The following is a 19,648-nucleotide window of genomic DNA, read 5'->3' as shown; positions in this document are numbered from 1 at the left end:
TCTACTCGAAGTAGATCCAAACTAAACATATAAAAAATCACTATTAATATTCCTATATCCCCAATAGCCTGCTTTTACAGCCACTCATTCACGTTTAAATAAAGAATAAGCAATAACTGTTCCAAATCACCAAAATAATATTAATTATTTATTAACCCATTGATAATAAATAAATATTTTATTATTAATCTAAGCTAGTATATAAATAATATGACGGGATTTTGACTTTATAGCACCTAACCCGCCAAATATTTGGCATATTATCTATAGCATCACAGAAAGCACTGCTAAAATGCAGGTAATAGATGACTGTCAATCTTGTGGTATTACGGCTTTATTGAGCTGAGATCTTTTTACTCAATCAATGATTGATTAGAGGATCTCTATAGAAATAGCGGCAGGTTTGTACGCTTTACCAGAAAACCACATACTTGAGGGCATAAGATTAATCTAGTAGAAAATCATTGTTACTTATAATAATTTATAGATTTTTATGTCTGCTTTGCTCCCGCATATTACTTTAAGAAGATGTTTGCGATTTTCTAGAGGAGTTCGGTAATCCTAAAATTTCTAAAATCTCAGGTAGAGCTGTTACTAACGAATACTGAGGATTATAACCGAGCTCTTTTTTTATTTTGGCGCAGCTATACCATGCAGATCCGGTTATTTTGTATAAAACCTTAGAGTCTAAAGGCATCTTCCTTTTCAATATCGACCCAGCAAGATCACCTATTTTGGCACTTACCCGCAGGATCCAAATAGGAAAAACCCATGGAGGAATGGATCGATCCAAAGCTTGGCAAATCAATAGGTACATCTGACGAGAAGAGTAAATATAATCATCAGTAACAATATAAGTTTGGCCATGAGCCTGATGGTTTTCAACGGCAAGTAACATGGCCTGCACTACGTCCTCTACATGAACCATTGAGCGTCGATTCCCCGCTTCAGACAGCGGCGGGAACCAGCCCCGAGCAACAGCCATCGCCATCCGAGGAAGATTTCCTTTACTATCACCCCCATACACCATAGGGAGTCGTAAATTACAAACATGCATGTTATAGGCACGGCCAGATTCTAATACAATCTGCTCAGCGCTTAATTTCGCCCGACCGTAAGCTGTCTTAGGGGCAGCTAAACTTAACTCATTCAGACAGCTCTCTGTCCCCTCACCCATAGCTTTTACACTACTTATAAAAATAAATCGCTTAACACCTGTTTTTATGGCTAGTCGAAGTAATTCTCTGGTACCTTCTACTATTAATTTTTGGTGTAGCCGTTCCGCCTCACCTGTTTTATCATCCTCAGCAAAGCTGCCACTCGCTAAATGAAAAATAGTATCTACTCCCTCGCATACATCCTCAGGTAGCTGGGGTATCGCTAAATCCCCTTGAAACATTTCTAACGAAGAATCACTCCATATCGCTTTAGCTTTATCGGTACTTCTTACCAATACACGAATTGATACCGATCTTGAAAGTAATGTAGCCACCAGGCGTTGGCCAATAAAACCCGTTGCCCCAGTAATAAGTAGCTTCATTCAGGTTAGATACCCTATTAATTAGCGGCTATGCGCCTGTTTTGTTACGATATCCGATGGGGGATCGACTCTTTCCAAGGGAACTCTATGTGATGAGATACCGGAAGATCTAGCAACCGCTGGCTTCTTCTTACATTCAACTACTAATTGCTCTAGTAGGGTTAATCCAGCTAATACACAAAAACGACCCCAAACCGTACTAATTACTAAACTCATAAACAGCAGGGAGTATTGCTGGCGAAAAAATTTCTGGTAAAAATACACCATCCCCTTATGTTTATGCCACAATACCCGAATAGGCTGATACTTACTACAAGTACCCTTATAATGAACAATTTCTACACTAGGAACAAATAAAATTCCCCAGCCTGCTTGCTGAAATCGCATACACCAGTCCAAATCCTCGCAATGGAGAAAATAATTCTCATCCAATAATCCGACTTGCTGTAATCCTTCTTTTCGAACTAGCATAAAAGCACCAGAGATGGCTTCTATTAATATTGGATGAGTCGGTAAAGGTTCATGGGCCAAAACAAACCCACGAAATTTTGGATGATGAGGCAAAATTTTATTTAAATGCAACACGCGAATCAAAGATCGCCATGGCGTCGGCACTCGGCGACGACACCCAGCTTGCTCAGTTCCATCAGGATTTCTAATTAAACATCCCACCATACCTACTTTGGGATAGGTCATCATAGACTCGATAAGACTTGAAAGGGTATTAGGACGAATAATACAATCTGGATTAAGGAGCAATACATAATCCCCCCTTGCCTGCCTTAAAGCGATATTATTAGCTCGCGCAAAACCTAAGTTATAGCCATTCTCAATAAATCGAACTTGAGGATTTTTACCCACGACCCCACGTAAACAGGCAATACTGTCATCTTGGGAGCCGTTATCTACAATGATCACCTCTATAGGAATATTCGTTTTTAGTACTGAGGATACTGCCTCGCTTAGTAACCATCCTCCATTAAAATTTACAATAACCACTGAGACTAAAGGATGATCTTTAGCCTCATTAGCATCTAGTCCATATACCTCACCTACAGTTTTCATAAGTAGATTTGCTCATATCATTTTCTTTAACTTATTATAATTAAACTAGATTTACTATAATTAGGGAAATTTAGGAGGATAATAAATATGATGGTCAATAGCCTCAATGATCAGGTCATTGGCAACCTCGTTATCCCAATGAGTCAGCCCTTTACCTTGCTGCTGCCATGACACTAGCCCATTTATTAACATTAATTTTCTAGCCTCGATGGCATCATAAACCTCAGCCGTTATATTTATATTAATCTTCAGCATCGCAGCAAAAAAAAGAAAGAAAAAACATTTAATTACCCATGGTTTTCTTAAAAATTCAAAGATAGATAAATAAATGATGGCACAAAACAATAATGAATAGATTTTATAACGAGAAGATAGCGCCTGCTCCATCCCTAGCTGGTAACGACCATTGGCTACTGCTGCCGCACTCAAAAAAATAAAAACTAGAAGCCCAAAAAAGGTAATATTTTTTCGATATAACCCCGAAGATATTAGCCAACTAAATAACCCTAAGCAAAATAAACCCACAGTAAATGGTGTGCTTGACCATGATCCAAAAAATAAAACTAAGTAATTTAAAATTGGATCAATAGTGGAAAGCACGCCAGATTCATGGGGGCTGAAATCTAAACTTACATAATGATAAAAATATAGAATACTGATAATTGCGGTTCCGATCCCCCAATACATCCCGGTGGTCAATCTATTTTGAAGGATAAGAAGAAAAGCCCCTACATAGAGCACTAATAGCCCATTACCTTGGGTAAAAACGGCTAAAACCCCAACAAAAAATGCAACTAAAGCCCACCAAGAGTCAGGGTCTGAGGAGCGAGTTAAAATAAAAATAGATAAAAAGGACAGTAAAATGACGGGCAAGCTAGACAATGCTGCCAACGCCCAAAGCGAGGCTTCAAAATAGGATAAATTAAATATTAAACATATGGCAGGTAAAAAATAGAGTATCCGCCATCTAAAATCTTGGCATTGATCTGTAAAAAAACTTAAAAATAAAATTATCGCGATACCTACTAAGCTAAGATTACCCAGTATAATCAGGGTAAAAAAATTAACCTCCCCCGTTAATAGTACGCTGGCCAAAGTAATTAAACGGGCGAAGACAACACGATGCTCATTATGGAAGGAAAATAGTAATTTAATTTTCTCAACTAGAGAATCGGCATCAATAATATGAGTAATTACTTTTAAGTGAGTATAATCATCCCAATATGGGATATTGACACTATTTTGATAAACAAGAAAAAAATAATACCCAACGATAAAAACTATCGTCATCAACGCTAAAAAATAAGCGAGTGATACTAAGCTAGCGATTACCTTTGCGCTATTATTCATCCATACTTTAGGTAAAATTCTAAAAAAGATCATCGCATATAGCCATGCCTAATGAGTAGTTCTAACTGTAGGGTGATGGCTAAATAATCACTAACCCTGAAGCAATAAGCGTCTTAACCGATAGTGCCAACTTGCAGGTAACTTACGCTCTATCCACGTGCCAAAAACCGTATAACGGAACCGTAGACCATACCTTATCATTGCGCCTATCACCTTCTTTATACGAGGTAATTTATTTTTAATATTATCCACCCCTGTCCCATAACAAGCCCCCTCATATACCCGCAGTGGAGATATTCTTTTTTGTAAGGGAATTGGAGCTAAGGCCAAGAACTGACTATATAAGCTTTCTATCTTATTAAGCGCGACCTGCTCATTATTGTTATATTTATGCTTTTTCATTTCAGTGATAGGGGATTTTTGATCCATCTGGTAGGTCAAATCCACAATCTGATCCAAGATTTTATCTACATTTGTCCAATCTTCCATGAGCCAGCCTACGCCCGTTTGCTCAACCCTCTCTTTTAAAGCCCCTATCGGAGGCACTAAAACTGGTTTACCCGCTGCCCATGCCTCTGAAAGGGTATAGCTGAACGTTTCAGGCCCTATGGAAGGGAAAACCACAAGACAAATATGATAATGATCCAGTAAGCTGGCAAGATTTTCTTGTGCATAAGGGCCGTGTACTGTTAAGACGTAGTCCTTACTCTGATACGGTTTATATTGGCGATCCGTATAACCAATCACCACCCAGCGAATAGGCAACTTTCTATCCCGCGTTTTAGTAACCAGCTGCTCCAGATTTCTTGCTCCTTTAACTGGCCCAATGGCACCCATCACGCCAATATGTTTCACCCCATCCTGAGGAAGTAAGAAACACTGAATCCCCCCCGTTAAAGATTTTTTGGATTCTAAGCTATGAACATTAGGCATTTCTTCAACTTTAATCTCAGGGAAATACTGGCTAAAAGTATTTTTAGCCCATAGAGAGGGAGCAAAGATAAATGCGGCTTTAGCAAGAAATACTTTATGCTGGAGCCGCCACTGTTTAATACGCATACCGGCAAAAGAGACCTGTTCATCAAGGCACTTTTGACACTGAGTTACCTCCGTCACCCCTCCACAATAATGACCGTTGCCATCTAAAAAATTAACGCTCGGGCACGCTAGAAAAAAATCATGGATACTAAACCCATAAGGAATATGGGTTTGACTAAATGCTGACAGCAATCCATCTCGACAGCCTGAAAGCTGATGAATATGGCATAAGCGAATATCTAGCCAAGCGCAAATAGATTCCAAAAACACTACCCACAGCTCATCTGCGCGATAGGGAAAATGATAGCTTTGCTCCTGATAGCAGCTTGGATCAATCACCTTGACTATCCATTCTCTTTCTAAAGCAATCAATAAGTAATGTCGAAATTGTCCTGCCATTAACTCGGCGATATTTCGAGCATACTTCTCCGTGCCGCCCCCATGACCATGGAGTATATGCAAAATCCCAAGTTTCTGAGGATTGGATACTATCTGCAAATGGGTTTGAATCATATGCCGAATGGGCCTGATAGGATCCTGTGCTATAAATCGCGCGACCTGAGTTAAATAACTGGGGTGTTTCTTTAACAATGCAGCCATTTGCTTTTCTGCCAACTCTTTTTTTTCTTGACCAAAAGAGCCGCTTCCCACATGAGCCACATAAGCGTTGCTACAGAGTACATTACGATAACCAACTTGCCTCGCCCGTAGGCAAAAATCGTTTTCTTCCCCATAACCTTTACCAAAGGTTTCTACATCAAATACCCCAATTTTGTTAATTAAACTACGACGTATATATAGGCAAAATCCCACGCCTGTTGGAATATCCAAATCAATAGGCACTGATGCTGCTTCTATGGCGCGATTGATCAATGCTAGGTCTTCAGGCATTGGATTTTCACGGCAAAACTCAGGAAAGGAGCAAATTTCAGCATTATTAGAAAAAGGGGTTATAGTGCCTATCTTTGGATCAGAATCAGCGCAGCGTTTAAGTTTACCTAACCAGTTTTGAGTGACTAACGTATCAGAATTTAAAAGCACCACATCATTTTTGCTAACCTTCATCCCACGATTAGCCGTCGCAACAAACCCTTGATTAAGTTTATTTTTCAGCAAGAGAATATTGGGATTATTTTTTTCCTTAAGCGTTTCAAATAACGATTCGATTCTTAAATCGGTTGAGGCATCATCTATTAAAATAAGCTGATATTTCCTCTCGGTGTGCTGATCAACGCTCGCTAAACAAGCGATAAGATGCTCATAGGCATTATAGATAGGAATAATAATATCGATAGTTTGGGCGTTCATCGACCTACAATCTCAATGATCTTTAACCACCAGCGCTTTAACGGTCTCAGTGGCCTACGGATCCAACTCCGCCAGCTATCTCGGTATCTCAACTGAAACTCTAGCGACTTAATCAACGTTTCATAGTATGACATCTGGTTATTTTGCCGCTCCACCGTCCGGCTGATTTCCCGCAGTTGAAAATGATGGTGCACAATTAATCGCTCTTTCTCGTTTAGCTGCTCAGTGATGTGTGCCAGTAGTTGCTCATTCTCCTGTTGCTGTCTATCTTTAAGCGCTAGTAATTTATCTTTTTCATGGGCTTGCTGGTTTTGGAGCGCGATGAGCTGCTGCTGCTGGATAAGCGCTCTATCTCTTTGTCCTAAACATTGAGTGAGTGCCATAAAATCTGCCGATATTGGCCATGAGAGTATTAATGCTAACGTACCTCCACCCTTTAACGGTTTTAAATCAGATTCACTCAGGGGTAATTCAATATAAGGATCCTCCCCTGTTAAGAGCATATTGGTTCCAAAAGAGGTCACTAACCCACTTGCAAACTCAACCTGATGAGTTTCTTTGGTTAATAACGTAGTAATATTTTCTTCCCATCTCCAAAGACAATTTTTATCACTATCATAAAGCGCTATTTCATATAACCGCAAAAAACCGGGGCGATCAGCTAAATCTATCCGTATTCCGCTAAGTAATTGCTTGGTGAGCGGAAAAGAAAATTGGATAACCTGCCGCTTATCGCCAATAACACCCAAAGCTTGAATACTGTTTTCCTCTTGATATTCTTCCCCCTCAAAACGCCAATACATCTGCGTGGAAAAATAAAATTTATTCACGCCCTGATGAATAGCATTTAAATTTGCCGCCTGCTGCTCTGGGGTCACTTCCACAATAAACTGATAGGTTAAACTATCTGGATAAGCTGCTAGTAGACGATAAATAGCGGGGGGTAAGGTATCTAAATAATAGTGCTTAAACTCACTTTCTCGTAAATCGTAACGCACCGTATCTATTGAAAGCACGGCTAGACCTGATGCTGTTAACAGTGTTAATAACGATTGACGGGTAAAAAAGCGTACGTGGGTAGTATCCAATAACCCTTCTGGGCGATAGCGAAATTCCCCTGCTAACAGTTCAGCAATTACACCGGCATGGGCAATATTGGGAACAGAGAGCATAGCTCGACCTTCAGTGCCCAACAACGCTGGCAACTGAGAAACAATAGCTTCTGGATTTCTTAAGTGCTCAAAGATATCGGCAGCAACAACATAATCATAGGACTCAGGAAAAAGGGCCGCTAAATCTACCTGTTCTAAATCAGCCTGCAGAAGATTGCGATAAAAGGGAGCCGCAATCTGAACTTGTTCTAGGCTTAATTCCACCCCATCCACAGTACACCCTAGGATAGTAGATAAATATTGACCTAAAATCCCAGGACCTGTACCTAGATCAAGTACTCGGCTATGAGGGCGTATTAAGCGTGCAATCTTGGCTAAGGAGTCCTCTCCTTGAGGATCAAAGTTTCGTTGATAAATATAGGCTTCTGCTGCTGGAATGACTCCAAGCTTCTCCGACGAGGTATCCTTGCTCATTTTAGCGATCTGGGCTCTTATACCAAAAAGCCCATTGCTTTTTAGGCCCATATCCCCGTCGATAATGGGAGATCCTAGCAGGATTGCCTACAGCTACGGCATAGGGCGGTATCTCTTTAGTGACCACACTACCGGCCCCTACTACACTCCCTGCGCCTAAGGTAACGCCTTGCAATAGGGTACTGCCTGCGCCAACCCAAGCCCCTTGACCAATATGGATAGCCCCATAAGTAATGGGGTTACGAGCAACGGAAGACTCACCCCGATGAATCTCATGGCCTGCAGATAAAATACGCACATGAGCCCCAATGAGCACTTCCTCTTCAATGATCAATCCGCCTTCTCCCGAAATATAGCTCCCCACATTAATAATCACCTGATTACCCAGATCCAGTCGTGCTACTGATGATAGGCTCACATCTCCTAATACGAGCCGGGTATTATCAAATAAGATGACCTGGTCCCCAAGAAATATCCCTTGCCCAGAGTGAGCGACTCCCCGCCTCATCACGCTGACGCTCGGGCTAATTCGACAGTCTTTGCCCAACCGATCAATGCCTAGGAAACTGGTGACTGGATCGGGAAAACCCAGATCAAACACCATTTATAACAGTAGCCCCCCAAAGATCTTCCTTAGATGACCATAGCGCCAATAAGTAACGCCGATACATACTGTTCTCCTCGGACGCTTCTTGAGCATCTAAAAACGCTAAATACTCTTTAGGGTGAGTTAAACCGCTGACAACATCCAGCAGCCTATCAAAAAGTGTAGAAAATAATGGTGAATAAGCAATTTTATGCTCCTTAGCCCTGAGTACTATTTTAATAGATTCCTGTTCAGATTCTAGGGCGCTCTTAGTAGCAATGGCTTGAATCCAAGGCGAATCGGTATAACACGCTAGAGTTTTAAAACCCGCTCCTTGGAGATAGAGATTAAATTCATCCGGAGTACAAAATTGATTACGTGCTACATCTTTACGCTGACGATGATCCGATCTCGCCCAGTGATTTACCTCCAGCTCCCAGCGTTTCCAGCCTACAGGATGGGCTAAATTCCATGTTTCTACATAAATCAGGCCATGGGGATTTAAAACCCGATAAAGTTCTTTTAAATAAAGGAATAAATCCTCCTTATCTAAATGACAAAATACCGCGATAGAATAGGCCCGATCAAAACTCTCATTCTCTAGCATCTCTAAACTGGTACGGTGTAATTGACAAAATCCCGTATTTGTCTGGCCAGCTAATCGCGCTTGGGCGACCTTAAGCATATTGTGAGAGATATCAACTCCTTGCCAATAACCACAATAAGGGGCTAACTCTCGACCAATGCGACCCACACCACAGCCCAACTCTAGCACCCGTTCACTCCCTTTAAGAGTAAGTGCTGCTCGAACTAAATTTGCGCTCCATTGGCCGGTCAGCTGAACAATACTTTCATTAGCACTACCATCCACCGCAGCAATCGCTCCGTCGGTAGTGCTAGCCTGCTGATCCCAAAAATGACTGTAACTATCAAATGCCATTAATCTACTGTCCTCTACCTGTTTATCCTAGGGAGATGCCCACGCGTGAGCTAAACAACATAACCCAAGCTCTCGGGTCTGCCCTGTCACCTGAAAGGCTTGTTCTATGGTATCAAACAACCTTAAGCCTTCTGGGTCCATGGCATGAGCGCGAAGGGTATATTTTCCAGGAAGTAAAGGCAATTGAAAAAATGTCAACCGAAATCCAAACTGATGGGGGGCTAACTTATTTAAGGTAAAACCATCTACATCAGAGATTAACCCATAAATCGCCGCTCCATCGGTACGCACAACTCCAATGGCAACCACGGGAGGCCGATCATCTGGAGAGTATAGTTCCCCGTTAACAATTAAATCTTCCCCCATGGCAATTAGAGCAAGCTCTTCGCCTGCTGCTCCAGAAATCCTTAACGCCGATACTCGATAGAGGGCTGTCGATATCTGCTCTTTTTTAAGGCTATCAACAGCTTCCTGCTGAGATTTACCCTCATGATAGGCCAAATAATCTTGGGTAACTTGAAAAACTTCCCCACAAGACACCAACCGCCCACCTTTAATCCAAGCCGCTTTTTGGCACAATTTCTGAACATGGAACATGCTATGGGAGCACAGAAGCAAAGTACCGCCTTGGTTCAAGTAATTTTCTATCCAGCGAATACATTTTTTTTGAAAAGATTCATCGCCTACCGCTAATACTTCATCGGTAATCAATAACTCTGGCCGCAAAGCGCTTACCAAGGCAAACCCAAGCCGTACCACCATCCCCGAAGAGTAATGCTTAATTGGCTCATCAATATAAGCACCAATATCCGCAAATTCAATAATCGCGTCTAGTTTTTCAATAAGCTCTGAATCGCTCATTCCCATCAGTGCCGCTGAGAGCCGAAGATTCTCTCTACCACTGTACTCAGGATGAAAACCAGCCCCTAACTCTAACAACGCGCCTATGCGGCCAAAGACCTCTACGGTTCCCCTAGAGGGTTTCACCACACCGGCAATATGCTTAAGTAAAGTGGATTTGCCAGCTCCATTTTCGCCGATAATCCCTAAGGATTCCCCTTGATATAGATGTAAAGAAATCTCCTGTAGCACCGAATAACCTGAATAATCTTGCCGATTCTTGAGTATGGCCCAAAACGCCTGTAACCGATCCCTAGAGGTACTCAGCTTTGGGTACACTTTACTCACTTGATCTAACTTCACCAGTAATTTAGGCACCATCCTTACAAAAACTCCTCAAACCGACCGGCACAGCGGCGGAAAAAAGCCAGCCCAAACATAAACACCAGTACGCTGCTCCCTGCTGCTATTAGATCTACTCCAGTAAACTCTCCTTGACCAAACATCAATAACGCCCGCAACCGATCAAAAAAATAACTTAAGGGATTGGCTAGAATCAAAGTATGGAAAGGCGCTGGCACTAAAGACACCGGATATAAGATAGGGGAAGCGTAAAACCAGAGCATCAGCACTGACACCAGTCCATGCTCAATATCCCGTAAAAATACCTGTAAGGTGGCCAATACCAACGCCAACCCTAAGGTCAATAAAAATAACATGCCCAGTAATATCAGCACCCAAGGTAAGGTACTCAGATAAAGATCCGATCCTAAAATGGTTAATACCGCTAGCACCAACAAAAATCCCGCCCCGTGGACGACATAGCTACTCCCCACGGCGGCATAGATAAGTATTTCATGGGGCAAGGCAATTTTTTTAATCAGCCCCGCGTTGCTGGTAATAGCCCCTAGCGCCCGCTGAATAGCTTCCTGAAAGGCCAACCAAGGCCACAGCGCAATGGCTACAAAAGTGATAAAGTTATGCTGAGCCAGCTCTGGAAAACGCACCCGAAAAATAGTAGTAAACACTAGAGCATAGAGGGCGAGTTGGGCAAGGGGTTGCACCAAAACCCAAAAATAACCACTGAGGCTCCCCAGATAACGACTGTTAATTTCCCGTAGCAGTAATTGCTGAAAAAGTGCTCGATACTGCCTCATAGCTCCTTTAGCATCAGTGGCTTAATCCTACAATAATCACTGATGGGTAATCGCCGCTATGGCTGCTGCCTTAACCGCCGCCTCTATTGCCGCCGCCCCAATGGGCACCTGCGGTGATGCGGCGATGATTGCAGCTGCTGCCTGACAAGCTATCATGGCCAGTGCCCCATTAACGGTTGCCGATCCCCTAGCCGTTTGCAATTCAATCTCCATCTCAATAGCCGTCTGGCAAGCAGCTTTCTCCATTGACAACTTAGATGCTGATGTTTTAGGCATCGCCACCTTAGGGGGTATTGTTTTAGCGATCACCTCATCTAGACTCATAGCTATATCCCGACTAAATTTATGGGGCAATAGCTCTCTATAATGGGCATCTTTATTTCCATAGGCTTCCACCGCAAAACCCATCACCGGCAAACCCAAGTAAGCACTGCCCTCATTATCTATCAGCTCATGGATGTTCTGCCTGCTGCTGATGGGATTTGGAGTGACTGGAAATTTCAGCTTCATCCAGCCATTGTTCCCCATATTGGCCGTATCTATAGCAAGCGTCAGCGCCGACCCTAAGACAGAAATATCCCTAAAGGTCATCACATTCACTGCCCAAGGTAACATTGCAGCGCTCCCTTTGTTTACCTGCTCTTCCCGATCCCGCAGGCTTAACGCTACCGCCTCGGGCGCGCCTCCCGTCCAGAAGCTCTGGGTAAACGGTGGGGTAGCGACAATTGGTATGCCCCCATTGGTGCTATTGTGTATCGGCACATAGAATCGTTTCGTTGGAAAATTAACCACCCAATCAGTACGCGCCGCTAAGGCGGGATCAATGGTATATTCATTGATCACTGCGCGGCGCATTAAAACCGCACTTACCGCATCCACACCTCCTTGACTATTCTGTGGCCAAGTGGAATGCACTACGCTCGGCACACCTCCAGCAGGATTGGCCTGAGTCAGAATATCGGTTTCAGGATTCGCTGAGGATAAATTCGGCAACGGGGCACTCGCTGCGGTATGAATAGCAGTACTAAAAAAACCCCCAAGGGCGATGGCTGAAGCTCCATAATCCGTGCCTTGATTAACATTGACTAACTGCAGGCTACCCCATAGCCCACCCGGATCAAAACCCATACCCATGCTGGGCGTTAACGCCCACACTCCCGTAGTCCAGGCTTGTTGTAGGGCAGCGCAATTTTGCGGTAAGCCATCGATATGAGTGGCGGCGGCTGCTAAAGCAGAGTCGGTGACAACGCCCATGTCAAAGGCTGCAAAATAACCTTCTCGTGTTCGATCTAAGCTCGTATCTTCCCCATCAGGGGAAGTCATGGCGTAGGCCGTATTAGAAAACTCAACGCCCGCAGGGGGAATAGCCGGTACGGTGCAGGATTTATCAGTAGTGGTTAATACTGTACCGGTTGCGCTTTGGGCTAAAGATCCCGTCCAGACATCTTGCGGCGATAAATAAAGATTAAAGTCCAGCACCGGCTGGCCATTTTTCCCTTCCAAAAACCGTAGCTTTACGGCTTTTACCCGCTGGCGAGTATTGATAATAGACAGTAAGGTCATATTCCCATTTCTCACCGTATAATACGGAAACAGCAATACTTCCCCTAAACCATCAGGCGCTAAATTAACCGCGCCAGCCAGAGTGAAGATCCCGTGGGTACTTACTAATACCCAAGCTACGAGGATCACCTCCATTATTTTTACCATCACCTTTCTGTCTGCTCAAGAAATACGCTCCTTAAGCATAGCAGAAGCAGTTGAGGGATGAGGTTATCAATGTTTATTGAGCTGAATCAGCTGGGGCTGGGCTAATAATAACCCCCTTCGTTGCTCCCGCCGCTTTATACGGATTGGGTTTAATCAGGTTTTTCAACGCCTCTCCATTCATATTAATCCCTTCCGCGTTGCGAATCTGGTGTAGGTGGTGACTCACTATATCCTGTAAATATTTCTCCTTAATCCCCTTCACTAGCTGGGCTTGTATCTCAGTAAACGGCTGAAGCTGCGCTGGTTGACGGGCTTCTAGTTGAATAATATAAAAACCGTACTGAGTTTTAACGACCGGACTAATCTCCCCTGGCTTTTGTAAAGCAAAGGCGGCCTCTTCAAAGGGCTTTACGGTTTTCCCAGCCGTGATAAACCCCAGATCGCCATGATTTCGCTTCACGGAAGGATCTTGGGAATACTCAAGGGCGAGATCGGAAAAGGATTTCTCCCCCGCTGAGGCTTGCTGGCGTATCTGTTCTGCCAATTGTTGCGCTTTCTCTTCCGCCGCTGGGGAACTCTCTTCCGGCTTAATGAGAATATGGGCTACTTTCACCTGCTCAGGCGTGGTGTATTCTTGCGGATTCGCTTGGTATTTCTCCTTAGCCAGCGCCGCAAAATCCGGATGAGTGGCTAACGCTTGCGCTCGGAGTTGATCTAAGCGGGCTAACCCCAAGGTTCGCTCCTGCGCCAACTGCACCTGGGCTTGTAACTGAGGATCTTGATCTAAGCCTTCAGTACGTGCCTCCTTAGCCAGTACCCGATACACAAAAACCTTGTCTAACAGTTTATGCACCTGCTTACCACTGGTGCCAACTTCAGCTTGAAACTGGGGGGGCAAGGTGGCCAGCTCTGCCGCATAGTCTTGCTGGGTTACGGTAACGTCTTGGTATTCAATTAACGGGGTATTAGGCGGATTATCTGCAGCTAAAGCTAAGCTGGCATAAAATCCTACGAATACCCCTATGCCAAAATATTTCATCATCATATTCAAATTAAACGATTTGCTTTAAAACTAGGTGAGTGAGAAAGAAAAGAGCAGACCGCCGAAGCGATCTGCTCTGGTTGCCTGTCGGCTAAAGCTAGTTGATTTAGCGACTGGGTTATTATGGACCAGTACCTGTACCTGTGTCAGTACCTGTACCTGTGTCAGTACCTGTACCTGTGTCAGTACCTGTACCTGTGTCAGTACCTGTACCTGTGTCAGTACCTGTACCTGTGTCAGTACCTGTACCTGTGTCAGTACCTGTACCTGTACCTGTGCCTGTACCTGTGCCTGTACCTGTGCCTGTACCTGTACCTGTGCCTGTACCTGTGCCTGTACCTGTGTCAGTGCTGGTACTTGTGCTAGTGCTAGTGCCAGTACCTGTCGCTGGCGGAGGAAGCGTGATATTACCGCCGCAATCGGTGTTACCCTCACCGCCTGATGTGGTGGCTGCGCAGAGTCTATGGGAGAAGACAGAAGCGAAGTTGGCTAGCACACCATTGATGCTTCCATTGACATACTCCTCCACCCCAAAACCAATGACCGGTAAACCGATATAGGTAGTCGTTGCAGCTCCACCACCAGCGTTGTTAACAACCAAACCATTAGTAGACATACTATGACCGGGGGTCAGATCTAAATTCATCCAACCATTCACCCCAACACTGCCCGTGGATACATTGGACACCAGCGCTGATCCCAGTACGGTGCTGGTGGTCATGCCTGAAGGCTGGTTGAAGGTAATGGTATTGACTTCCCACGGTAGGGTATTGGCACCCGTAGGAGAAGGGGGAGAGAAGTCAATAGGCTGAACGGTGGTGGTTTCTTCCCGATCAAAGATGTTCATATTTACATTTTGTGGCGCTCCTCCGGTCCAAAAGCCTGTGCCTTGCGGTAGGCTAAAGGGCGGGCCAAAGGTTGCACCAGCGAGCACGCCAGAACCGACTACCCCAGGGGCGCAGTCGCTATTGCCTGTGTTAGGGGTGGGACTGTTGGCAGTGGGAGCGGGATTCACCGCACAGACATAGAAGTTTTTGGTGGGGAAGGTCAACACCCAGTCGGTGTTGGCGTTTAAGCCTGGCTCAGTGGTGTATTCGTTGATCACCGAGGCGTGCATTAACACCGCACTGACGGCATCAATTCGATTACCCCATTGGGAACTCACCATTCCTCCATCCACAAAGACATTGCTGAAGGTCATCACATCGGCTGGGAGGATTGGTACCGGCGCACCACTGGTAGCGCCCGCATCAAAGCCTAGGTTGGGGAAATCAGACCCAGGGGCCGCGTGGAGATCCTCATTACCCAAGGTTCCAACCAATTGACCAGGCGTGCCAAGGGCAAAGTTCTGCAACGCGGTGGCGGCGACGGTGTAATCCGTCCCCCGCGGCACATTAACAATAGCTAAATCCCCAAATAAGCCACCTGTAGGGGAGGTCACTCCGGTGCTTCCCTGAGGGTTCGTGTTAGCCCACAGACCACCCGAGCCCCACGCATTGTTCAGCGCCGCACAATCTTGGGGCACACCATTGACGTGGGTAGCGGCTTGTGCCAAGTTAGTGACATTGGTGTTAGTACTGGTAATTGGGCCAGCAGCAGAAGTCACCACCCCCATTTCGATGATTTCGATATACCCTTCCCGCGTCCGATCTAAGGTCATGTCTTCCCCGTCGGGCTGCTGAATGGCGTAGACGGTGTTCCGAAATTCAACCCCATTGGCTGGAATAGGCGGCACGGTACAGGATTTATCCGCCGTGGTGAGCATCACACCGTTTTGACTTTGGACTAACGACCCCGTCCACATGTCGTTGGGGGACAGGTAGATGTGAAAATCTAGGGTATCTTTACTGTTCTTACCTTCATGGAAACGGATTTTCACCGCTTTGACTTCGTTAGGATGACTGTTGCCAATGGCAATTAAGGTGTTGTTGTTATTTCTCACCGTGTAGTAGGGAAACAACAGTACTTGTCCTAATCCATCCGGGTTGACGTTGATGCCCGCATTGGGAACCTGGGCATTCGCTACAAACGTTCCGCTGGTGCCAGCAAGGGCTAGGGAAACTGCCATAGCCAGTTTTGTTTTTCTCATTAAAATGTCTCCTTTCCGCTAGAGAGTTAAACTAAATTTAAATAGTACCTAAACAACACGCCTTAACATAAACAGAGATAAAATTAATCTTTTGGCAATAGCCACCAGTGGTTATCCTCCCCTATCCATCGCTCTTCCACTGTGCTTTCCCCTTGGTAATTTCTTGCTGGGTAGCGATAGTGGATACTCACGGTTACTTCACAAGCCTTAGCCGTGCAAGCAATCTGTTTGATCCCCGCCTGTTCCCACACTACGGCATGACCAAAGCGACCCCGATACAAATTTAACGGGTTTACCGCCCGATAACCCGGGCTTAAATAATCATACGCCTTATCAAAATCCCCATGAACTAAAGCCTGCCACCGTTCAAGTGCCCGTTGCTTTACGATCTCCTCGGTGGTCGGGGCGGTAGTACAGCCGCTCAGCTTAATCATGAGAGTGATAATAATTAGGGTAAGAGTGGAGGTTAGGTAGGATGAAAACAGCTCTTTGTTAACAACAGTAGTCTTCGGAAGAATAAGCGCCTCCTTTGATTGATTTTGATTGTCCCGCTCAATGTTGTTTTTTAGATACAAAAAGTTATATTAGATTTCTATCCTAAAAACTTAATTAACAGGCCGGAGAATAACCCCATTAGCCAATAACTTCAATACCTATTCATGAATAAAATTAAGACAAAAACCCAGAAATACTTATTGTTGCCTAAATTATAACATAGGCCTTATTAGGTCAAATACTTGTTGATCTCCAAATTGAGAATTAGGTCTCATTTTAGGGGTTGACTTTCTATATTAGAATAATAAGGATCTCCCCCTTCATCTTCCATTGTCGCCTCTTGGTTAGCAATATTAGAAGCGTTATTCAGCTTTTGACGAAATTCTTCGGTCACCAACCTGGCTTCAGTTTGATCCCGCACTACGCGCGGAGTCATCAGTACAATCAACTCAGTGCGGTTCTTAGTGGTGTTCCGAGAACCAAACAGAGAGCCTACGAGGGGCAATTTATATAAAAAAGGAACCCCGTTACTGTTAAACGTATCATTAGTGCGAATTAAGCCCCCTAAGATAATTGTATTGCCGCTTTGCACCGTCACCACGCTCTGGAAAGCGCGCTGTAGAAAAGTAAAATTTGAAATATTCCCTACCGTCACTGCACTGCCTTGATCAGTCACCTCTTGCTTAAGCTCTAACGTCACCCGCCCTCCCGCATTAACGCGGGGAATAACGGTTAACATAACACCGGTATTTTTATACTGAACTTGCGAGGTGAGTACGCCCGTCCCAATCCCCCCTACGCCTGCTGTCTGGCCAGATAGAATAGGTACCTGATCTCCCACTTGAATCTCGGCCATCTGGTTATCCAGCACCATCAGCTGGGGAGAGGAAAGCACGTTAAGCTTGCTCTCAGAGGCCGCCGCAGTAAGGAGCGCGTTAATGGCTCCTCCACTCGTCAGCGCATAGGAGAAATTACTGCTTCCCAGGGCTTTAGCCGCAGAAGCTGCAGCAGCGGTCAAGGGCGATGCCCCGCCCGTATTGATCGTACCGGTACCGCTAAAATTATTATTACCGGCTTTTCCGATCCCATTTTTGAAAAACCATTGCACCCCATATTGAAGCGCACCGGTTAAGGTCACTTCAGCAATAGTAGCCTCTATCAGCACTTGGCGAGGGGCTATATCCAGATGGCGAAGAATGGCTCTGATCTTATCGTAAGTCGGAGGCGTGGTGGCAATCAGCAATGAGTTATTAGCTTCATCGGGAATAATACGTACCTCGGGTTCTTCGCTATCACTGCTTTTAGTGCCACCCAATAGAGATTTTATCTTTTTACCTACGCCAGATTTTTCTTTCCCTTTATTGCCTTTACTTTCTGCTTGAGAAATTTGCAGATTTAAGGCTTGCGCAGGCTGATTGGGATCTGTTTTCTGGGTAGATTTATCAGGTGCTGTAGCCGATTCTTGAGTAGCTGCATTAGGATCTACCTCCTGAGAGGCTAAAAACCCACCTCCCGTACGTCCACCCATACTTCCGCCCATGCTTCCCCCCATACCACCAGAGGAGGAACCAAAACCGCCGGAACCAAACGAAGAAGAACCGAACCCGCCTGATCCGGACATAGAACCCATGCCTCCTCTCCCCCCAGGAGATGAGAACAGCTGACTGGATCGTTGCCCTGGCGCAACCTTACCCGATGAGGAAGCGCTACTTTCTTGACCAAAAGCGCTTTGTAATAGATCAGCCAGATACTCGGCCTTGCCATTTTGCACTTGGTAGACGTAAAAATGCTCTGATTCGATATCTTCATCTAGATCCAGGCGATCTATCCACGTTTTCACCTCATCCAGATATTTGGACTGAGAAGTAATCACCAAAATACCGTTAAGCCGCTCAACCGGCACAAAGCGAAACATTCCCGCTAACGGGGTATCCGATTCAGCGCCAAAAATCCCATCCAATTCAGTAGCCACCGTTCCAGCCTCGGTGTTTTGCAACCGATATAATCCCACCGACATGCCTTTAAGCCAGTTCACATCAAAAACATCTACGGTCTCCTGCCATTGATCCAGTTCTTGGGCGATACCCGCTAGCATGATCAAGTTTCGATTAGGATCCACTAGAATAAAAGCTTCCTTGGGGACAAAGGGAGTGAGGATTTTCTCCATCTCAGCTGCCCCAATGTAGTGTAACGGGATAATCCGCACGCCATACCCCGGGGTCGCCTGAGCCGCCTTTAAATGGGGGGATAGATTTCCTTGGAGCGCCTGGCTCGTCAGAACAACCTTATATAGCCCTTTGGACTGTACTAAAGCCGCGTTATTCATCCGCAGCAAGTTTTCAAGGGTGGGGACTAACACCTCCTTGGGCAGTGGTCGACCCGTTTGTACCGTCACTGTTCCTTGAACCGCCGGATCAATGAGATAATTCTCCCCTAAGATATCCCCAAGAATAGTTTTAACTACCTCGCGAAGATTAGTATTTTCAAAGTTCAATAAAATAGCGCCTTTTACTACCTCAAAAGCAGGCGATTTGCCGGCGGCCTTAAGATCAATGAAGTGATTACTTCCGGGGTAAAGCTCTGGCGGTTTGGCTTTTTTCTTCTCTTTATCTTTAAGCTTTACTTCAGTGGCTATGGCTTTATCCTTATCTTGCTCTTGCTCTTGCTCTTGCTGCGGTGCCAAAGATTGCTGATCCGAATCAGAAGAGGAAGTCTCAAGGGGTTCTGATTGCTGCTGATCTTCAGTACGGGGAGTCTGATTTATACAAGCGCTTAAGGTAAGAAAACAAACAGCTACGAGCCAGTTCATATAGCGTATATTTTTATGCTTCTCTTGCAATCAAAATTCCCCTAGAGGCAAAAACATGACCATGATGGATATCTGAGGTTGAAGATTACTTTA

14 protein-coding genes are annotated in these 19,648 nt (G+C 44.8%); all 14 read right to left on the bottom strand.

Features of this window, described 5'->3' with window-relative positions:
• Positions 1-520: 520 nt before the first annotated feature.
• The 14 genes from TAO_RS00880 to gspD all read right to left on the bottom strand — a co-directional run bounded on the left by TAO_RS00880 (position 521) and on the right by gspD (position 19,555).
• Entirely contained in the window at positions 521-1,540 is a 1,020-nt protein-coding gene (locus TAO_RS00880) for an NAD-dependent epimerase/dehydratase family protein (protein WP_096526195.1), read from the bottom strand.
• Between the two features lie 21 nt (positions 1,541-1,561).
• Positions 1,562-2,605: a glycosyltransferase family 2 protein gene (locus TAO_RS00875; protein WP_096526194.1), complete on the bottom strand. Its 1,044-nt coding sequence runs from the start codon at positions 2,603-2,605 to the stop codon at positions 1,562-1,564.
• 60 nt (positions 2,606-2,665) lie between these two features.
• Positions 2,666-3,955, bottom strand: coding sequence for a hypothetical protein (locus tag TAO_RS00870; protein WP_172419026.1), 1,290 nt, complete (start codon positions 3,953-3,955; stop codon positions 2,666-2,668).
• Between the two features lie 90 nt (positions 3,956-4,045).
• Complete coding sequence (locus TAO_RS09815; protein WP_231910526.1) at positions 4,046-6,301, bottom strand: glycosyltransferase; 2,256 nt, start codon at positions 6,299-6,301, stop codon at positions 4,046-4,048.
• The gene (locus TAO_RS09810) at positions 6,298-7,887 is read right to left on the bottom strand and encodes a class I SAM-dependent methyltransferase (protein ID WP_231910525.1); all 1,590 of its coding nucleotides are present in this window, start codon (positions 7,885-7,887) and stop codon (positions 6,298-6,300) included. Before TAO_RS09810 ends, TAO_RS09815 begins: the two co-directional genes overlap by 4 nt.
• Position 7,888: 1 nt before the next feature.
• Positions 7,889-8,491 carry an acyltransferase gene (locus tag TAO_RS00860; protein ID WP_096526192.1) on the bottom strand — a complete coding sequence of 201 codons (603 nt, stop codon included), beginning with the start codon at positions 8,489-8,491 and terminating at the stop codon, positions 7,889-7,891.
• Complete coding sequence (locus tag TAO_RS00855; RefSeq protein ID WP_096526191.1) at positions 8,481-9,413, bottom strand: class I SAM-dependent methyltransferase; 933 nt, start codon at positions 9,411-9,413, stop codon at positions 8,481-8,483. The genes TAO_RS00860 and TAO_RS00855 overlap by 11 nt, the downstream gene beginning before the upstream one ends.
• A gap of 27 nt (positions 9,414-9,440) precedes the next feature.
• On the bottom strand, positions 9,441-10,634 hold the full coding sequence (locus tag TAO_RS00850) for an ABC transporter ATP-binding protein (protein WP_096526190.1): 1,194 nt from the start codon (positions 10,632-10,634) through the stop codon (positions 9,441-9,443).
• A 2-nt stretch (positions 10,635-10,636) separates the two neighbouring features.
• Positions 10,637-11,410, bottom strand: coding sequence for an ABC transporter permease (locus tag TAO_RS00845; RefSeq protein WP_096526189.1), 774 nt, complete (start codon positions 11,408-11,410; stop codon positions 10,637-10,639).
• A 36-nt stretch (positions 11,411-11,446) separates the two neighbouring features.
• Positions 11,447-13,123 carry a hypothetical protein gene (locus tag TAO_RS00840; protein WP_145955132.1) on the bottom strand — a complete coding sequence of 559 codons (1,677 nt, stop codon included), beginning with the start codon at positions 13,121-13,123 and terminating at the stop codon, positions 11,447-11,449.
• A 70-nt stretch (positions 13,124-13,193) separates the two neighbouring features.
• Positions 13,194-14,165 carry a peptidylprolyl isomerase gene (locus TAO_RS00835; RefSeq protein ID WP_096526187.1) on the bottom strand — a complete coding sequence of 324 codons (972 nt, stop codon included), beginning with the start codon at positions 14,163-14,165 and terminating at the stop codon, positions 13,194-13,196.
• 118 nt (positions 14,166-14,283) lie between these two features.
• The gene (locus TAO_RS00825; RefSeq protein ID WP_197702487.1) at positions 14,284-16,251 is read right to left on the bottom strand and encodes a hypothetical protein; all 1,968 of its coding nucleotides are present in this window, start codon (positions 16,249-16,251) and stop codon (positions 14,284-14,286) included.
• 83 nt (positions 16,252-16,334) lie between these two features.
• Positions 16,335-16,685 (bottom strand): hypothetical protein, encoded by a 351-nt coding sequence (locus TAO_RS00820; RefSeq protein WP_231910524.1) that lies wholly within the window; start codon positions 16,683-16,685, stop codon positions 16,335-16,337.
• A gap of 332 nt (positions 16,686-17,017) precedes the next feature.
• Complete coding sequence (gene gspD / locus TAO_RS00815) at positions 17,018-19,555, bottom strand: type II secretion system secretin GspD (protein WP_096527691.1); 2,538 nt, start codon at positions 19,553-19,555, stop codon at positions 17,018-17,020.
• Positions 19,556-19,648 lie beyond the last annotated feature (93 nt).

This window comes from Candidatus Nitrosoglobus terrae (genome assembly GCF_002356115.1).
GTDB classification, from domain to species: domain Bacteria; phylum Pseudomonadota; class Gammaproteobacteria; order Nitrosococcales; family Nitrosococcaceae; genus Nitrosoglobus; species Nitrosoglobus terrae.
The sequence above is the reverse complement of the archived record's forward strand: the minus strand, read 5'-3'. Positions and strand labels throughout refer to the sequence as shown.